This is a genomic window from Streptomyces sp. SPB074 (assembly GCF_000154905.1).
In the GTDB taxonomy this organism is placed as follows: Bacteria; Actinomycetota; Actinomycetes; order Streptomycetales; family Streptomycetaceae; genus Streptomyces.
Genome location: NZ_GG770539.1, coordinates 135,511 through 140,711, shown reverse-complemented (window position 1 = coordinate 140,711; position 5,201 = coordinate 135,511). Strand labels below are relative to the sequence as shown.

At 72.3% G+C, this 5,201-nt stretch carries 5 protein-coding genes; 4 read left to right on the top strand and 1 reads right to left on the bottom strand.

Features of this window, described 5'->3' with window-relative positions; all coding sequences use genetic code 11:
• Position 1 precedes the first annotated feature (1 nt).
• Positions 2 to 547 carry a GNAT family N-acetyltransferase gene (locus SSBG_RS00625; protein ID WP_008744312.1) on the top strand — a complete coding sequence of 182 codons (546 nt, stop codon included), beginning with the start codon at positions 2 to 4 and terminating at the stop codon, positions 545 to 547.
• A gap of 67 nt (positions 548 to 614) precedes the next feature.
• Here the strand turns inward: SSBG_RS00625 and SSBG_RS00620 are convergent, their stop codons facing one another.
• Positions 615 to 1,298 carry a glycerophosphodiester phosphodiesterase gene (locus SSBG_RS00620; protein WP_008744311.1) on the bottom strand — a complete coding sequence of 228 codons (684 nt, stop codon included), beginning with the start codon at positions 1,296 to 1,298 and terminating at the stop codon, positions 615 to 617.
• 576 nt (positions 1,299 to 1,874) lie between these two features.
• On the opposite strand from SSBG_RS00620, the gene SSBG_RS00615 reads away from it, so the two are divergent.
• The 3 genes from SSBG_RS00615 to SSBG_RS00605 are packed head-to-tail and all read left to right on the top strand — an operon-like array spanning position 1,875 to position 5,133.
• On the top strand, positions 1,875 to 3,272 hold the full coding sequence (locus SSBG_RS00615) for a DUF6421 family protein (protein WP_008744310.1): 1,398 nt from the start codon (positions 1,875 to 1,877) through the stop codon (positions 3,270 to 3,272).
• On the top strand, positions 3,269 to 4,066 hold the full coding sequence (locus SSBG_RS00610; protein ID WP_008744309.1) for an SDR family NAD(P)-dependent oxidoreductase: 798 nt from the start codon (positions 3,269 to 3,271) through the stop codon (positions 4,064 to 4,066). The genes SSBG_RS00615 and SSBG_RS00610 overlap by 4 nt, the downstream gene beginning before the upstream one ends.
• Positions 4,045 to 5,133 carry a threonine aldolase family protein gene (locus tag SSBG_RS00605; protein WP_050776676.1) on the top strand — a complete coding sequence of 363 codons (1,089 nt, stop codon included), beginning with the start codon at positions 4,045 to 4,047 and terminating at the stop codon, positions 5,131 to 5,133. The genes SSBG_RS00610 and SSBG_RS00605 overlap by 22 nt, the downstream gene beginning before the upstream one ends.
• The last annotated feature ends 68 nt before the right edge of the window (positions 5,134 to 5,201 follow it).

The window sequence follows — 5,201 nt, the reverse complement described above, 5'->3', positions numbered from 1 at the left end:
CATGACGACCCTCCCCGCCCCCGCCCCGATCGCCTTCCGTCCCTCGGGCCCCGCCGACGTCCCCGCCCTCGTGGCGCTGGTCGAGTCGGCCTACCGGGGCGACAGCAGCCGGGCGGGCTGGACCACGGAGGCGGACCTGCTCCAGGGGCGGCGCACCGACCCGGATTCGCTGCGCGAGGTCATGGAGACGCCGGGCACGGTGCTGCTCGCCGTCGAGCGCGAGGGCGAACTCGTCGCCTGCTGCCAGGTGGCCCGCCGGGAGGGCCACGGCTACTTCGGCATGTTCGCCGTGCGCCCCGGGCTCCAGGGCGCGGGCCTCGGCAAGGCGGTCCTCGCCGAGGCGGAGCGCATGGCCCGCGAGGACTGGGGTGTCACCGAGTTGCACATGACGGTGATATCGGCCCGCGAGGAGCTGATCGCCTTCTACGAGCGGCGCGGCTACCGCCGCACCGGTGAGCTGACCCCGTTCCCCTACGACGACGAGCGCTTCGGCCTTCCGCAGCGCCCCGGACTGGCCTTCGAGCTGCTGGTCAAGCCGCTGGTCTGAGCGGGGCCGGGCGAGGACGCGGGCGAGCGGGGCCGGCGGAACCGACCGTCCCCGCCCGATCGCCCGCTCAGGCCGCCTTGTGCGCCGCCCGCACGATCTCCGGCTCGTCCGTCGTCACGCCGTCGAGCCCGAGCGCGCGGGCGAGCGCGAAGCGCTCCGGGGTGTTCACCGTCCATGCCGTGACCCGCAGCCCCGCCGCGCGCGCCCGCTCCACCGTCTCCAGCGTCAGCCGCCGGATGTTGAGCACCAGCCCCATCGCCCCGCACGTCGTGGCGCGCTCGACCACCTCGGGCCCGAAACGGCTCGCGACCAGGCACGTCCGCACCCCGGGCACGAGGCGCGAGATCTCCACGAGCGCTTCGTCGTGGAACGAGATCACCTCGACGCGCTCCACGAGATCCCGCGCCCGCATCACGTCCGCGAGGGCCTGCGCCGCCGCGACGTCCTTGATCTCGGCCTGGAGCGGCCCGTGCAGGACGTCGAGCGCCTCCTCGAAGACCGGCACCCGCTCACCCCGTCCCGCGTCGAGCGTCCGCAGCTCGGCGAGCGTCCGCTCCGCGATGCGCCCGCTGCCGTCGGTCGTGCGGTCCACCTCCGCGTCGTGCATCACGACGAGCGCGCCGTCCTTGCTGAGGTGCAGGTCGAGCTCGACGAGATCGACCCCCTCCCGCTCGGCGCGGACGAAGGAGCGGAGAGTGTTCTCCGGCTCGACGCCCATCACTCCGCGATGGCCGATGGCGAGGAAGGACACGGTGGACTCGCTTTCCGTTCGGGCGCCCGGCGCTCGCGCCCCTGCGGGCGGTGCGCGGCGGACGCGTGGTGCTCGGCGCCGGACGTCTCCGTGGGGGCGTCCCGCTCGACCCTAGGCCCTGCCGTGTGACGGCCGGGTGGCGGGGAGGCGGCGCGTCCGTGCGCGTCCAGCCCGCTGATGCCGAGCAGGACGCCGGTCACGACGGCGCTGAGAACGAGGGTGCGGCGGGTCACGGGGCCTCCGGGGCGTCGCGGTACGGACGTGTCGCCGAGCGTCCTACCGCCGCGGCGGGCGCCCTTGGCATGACCTCGCCCGTCCGTGGGCGCGCCCCGGAGCGCCGTTGACGCCGGCTTGCGGGAGGTGACCGGCCCCCGAGGAGCCGGGGCGGACGCGCGGACGCGCGAGAAAGCGGACGCGCGAGAAACCGGTGGAAAACGCGCATGAACCCGAAGTTCACCGGAAAAACGTCGGTGTACAGCGCGGTGTGCGGGAGTATTTTCCGGGGTGGTCTTGTCGGTGTCCCGTCCGGACGCTTACGGTGGTCCGTACAGCGGTTTCTTCTGTGGAGGGTGTGGCATGACGGAGATTCTTGAGCGGGCGGCCCGGGAGGGGCGAAAAGCTTCCGGTGAGCGGCTTGTCGACCAGCCTGCCTGGAATCGCTTGAAGGCCGCCGTCGAGCGCATCCGTCCCTGGCAGCGTGCGGACGGCTCCGTCGACCTCGGCGCCGAGGAGGCGCCGCGCGCCGAGGAGGTGCGCGAGGCCGTCGAGGCCGTGGTCGCGGCCGTCCAGGAGCTGGCCCCCCGCGTACCGCACGACGCCGCCTACCTCGAAGCCCTCGTGGGGGACCTGCGCCGCTGGGCCGACGACGGCTTCCAGGTGCCCGATTTCCTCGACTCGCTGCTCGCCTTCCAGCCCGCAGCGCGCCGCGAGGACGGCCTCGAACACCTCGTCGTCTTCCCCATGTACACGCAGAACGGCAACCCCGACCGCAACTTCGAGGCCGTCGCCCTGCGCATGGTCTGGCCCGGCTGGCTCGCGGAGCTGGAGCGCACCCGCTACGACAACCCGCTCTTCTGCGGCATCGCCTTCGAGGACTTCACCGCCGGCTACGACACCCACTCGGCCGTCCTCTTCCCCGAGACGATCGCCGTCCGCGAGGCCCCCGCGCGCTTCTCCTGGGGCGGCATCTTCTGCGACCGCGAGGCCGCCCGCTTCCGCCGCGTGAGCGAGGCCGCCGTCGGCGTCCTCGGCATCGAGCTGCCCGACGACGTCCGCGCCCTCCTCGCCGATCAGGACCGCTGCCAGGAGGCGTTCGTCCTGTGGGACATGGTCCACGACCGCACCCACAGCCACGGCGACCTGCCCTTCGACCCCTTCATGATCAAGCAGCGGCAGCCGTTCTGGATGTACGGGCTCGAAGAGCTGCGCTGCGACCTGACCGCCTTCCGGGAGGCCGTCAAGCTGGAGGCCGACGGCGTCGCCCAGGCCCGGGACGTGCAGACCGCCGTCCTCTTCGACCGCATGTTCCGCTTCCCCGTCACGGGCGAGCGCAGCCGCAACTACGACGGACTCGGCGGCCAGCTCCTCTTCGCGTACCTCCACAAGCACGACGTCGTCCGCTGGACCGACAACACGCTCAAGATCGACTGGGAGCGGGCGCCGCAGGTCACCAACGCCCTGTGCACCGAGATAGAGAGCCTCTACCGCGACGGCATCGACCGCCCCAAGCTCGTCCACTGGTTCGCCGGCTACGAACTGGTCTCCCGCTATCTCGCACCCCACCCCGGCTCGCGCTGGGCCAAGGGCCCCGACGCCCTCGACCTCTCGCTGCCGCCGCGCAAACTCGTGGACGACGTGCTTCCCGACGAGTTCCCGCTGAGCATGTTCTACGAGGCCCTTTCCAAGAAGCTGAAGCGCGTGATCGCCGCGACCCGCGGCATCACGGCGACGAGCCCGGAAAGCGCCGCCGCATGAGTGAGGACGGCCAGGAGGTGACCGGCATGGACGGGATCGAGAACAGCACCGGGAACGGTTCGCTGGAGGGCGCTGTCATCGCGGTGGCCGGAGCGGGCGGCCCCGCCGGGCACGCGACCCTGCTGCGCCTCGCGCAGGCGGGCGCCACCGTGATCGGCGCCGACGCCGACCCCGAACGCCTCGCCGAGGGCGTCGACCAGGCCCGCTACGCGCACGGCGGGGCGACGGTCACCGCCGACACCGTCGATCTGCTCGACGGCCCCGCCACGACCGCGTGGGCCGAGGGCATCCGCAAGGAGTTCGGCCGCGTCGACGGCCTCGTCCACCTCGTGGGCGGCTGGCGCGGCTCCTCCTCCTTCGACACCACCGACCTCGCCGACTGGGACTTCCTGGAGAAGCTCCTGATCCGCACCGTGCAGAACACCTCGCTCGCCTTCGACGAGGCACTGCGCCACAGCGACCGGGGCCGCTACGTCCTCATCAGCGCGGCCGGCGCGTCGAAGCCCACCTCGGGCAACGCCTGCTACGCCGCCGCCAAGGCCGCCGCCGAGGCGTGGACCCTCGCCCTCGCCGACTCCTTCCGCGAGGCGGGGGGCGAGGCGGGCCCGAACGCCGCGGCTGCCATCCTGGTCGTGAAGGCGCTGGTGCACGACGCGATGCGCGCCGAACGCCCCAGCGCGAAGTTCTCGGGCTTCACGGACGTCAAGGACCTCGCCGAGGCCGTGGCCGGCGTCTGGGACCGCCCCGCACAGGAAGTGAACGGACAGCGTCTGTGGCTGACCAAGAAGCCCTGAACCAGGCGGGCACAGCGACCCGCCGCCACCACGACCCCGCGATACGCGGCTTCGCCAGCGACAACTACGCCGGCGCCCACCCGGAGGTCCTCGCCGCGCTCGTCGTCGCCAACGGCGGGCACCAGGTGGCGTACGGCGGCGACGCCTACACCGAGCACCTCCAGGTACTCGTGCGGGACCTCTTCGGCCCCCGCGCCGAAGCCTTCCCCGTGTTCAACGGGACCGGCGCCAACGTCGTCTCGCTCCAGGCCCTCACCGACCGCTGGGGCGCCGTGATCTGCGCCGACTCCGCGCACATCCACGTGGACGAGGGCGGGGCACCCGAGCGCGTCGCCTCGCTGAAACTCCTCACGGTGCCGACCCCGGACGGCAAGCTCACCCCCGGGCTGATCGACCGCGAGGCGTACGGCTGGGACGACGAGCACCGCGCGATGCCGCAGGCCGTCTCGATCACCCAGTCCACCGAACTCGGCACGCTGTACACGCCCGAGGAGATCGCCGCGATCTGCGCGCACGCCCACGAGCGCGGCATGAAGGTCCACCTCGACGGCTCCCGCCTCGCCAACGCGGCGGCGGCCCTCGGCGTCCCGGTGCGCGCCTTCACCACGGACGCGGGCGTGGACCTGCTCTCCTTCGGCGGCACGAAGAACGGCATGGTCTTCGGCGAGGCCGTCGTGGTCCTCGACCCCGACGGCATCCGGCACATGAAGCACCTGCGCAAGCTCTCGATGCAGCTCGCCTCCAAGATGCGCTTCGTCTCCGCCCAGTTCGAGGCGCTCCTCGCCGACGGCCTGTGGCTGCGCTCGGCCGCCCACGCCAACGCGATGGCCCAGCGCCTCGCCGCCGGGGTCCGTGCGACCGAGGGCGTCGAGATCCTCTACCCCGTCCAGGCCAACGGCGTCTTCGCCCGCCTCCCGCACGAGGTGACCGAACGCCTCCAGAAGCGCTACCGCTTCTACTACTGGGACGAGGCCGCCGGCTCCGTCCGCTGGATGTGCGCCTTCGACACGACCGAGGACGACGTGGACGGCTTCCTCGCGGCGCTGCGCGAGGAGATGACGCGCTGAACCCGCGCGCCCGCGCCTCCCGGCACACGCACATGTGAAGGCGGTTTTTTTTTTTTTTTTTTTTTTTT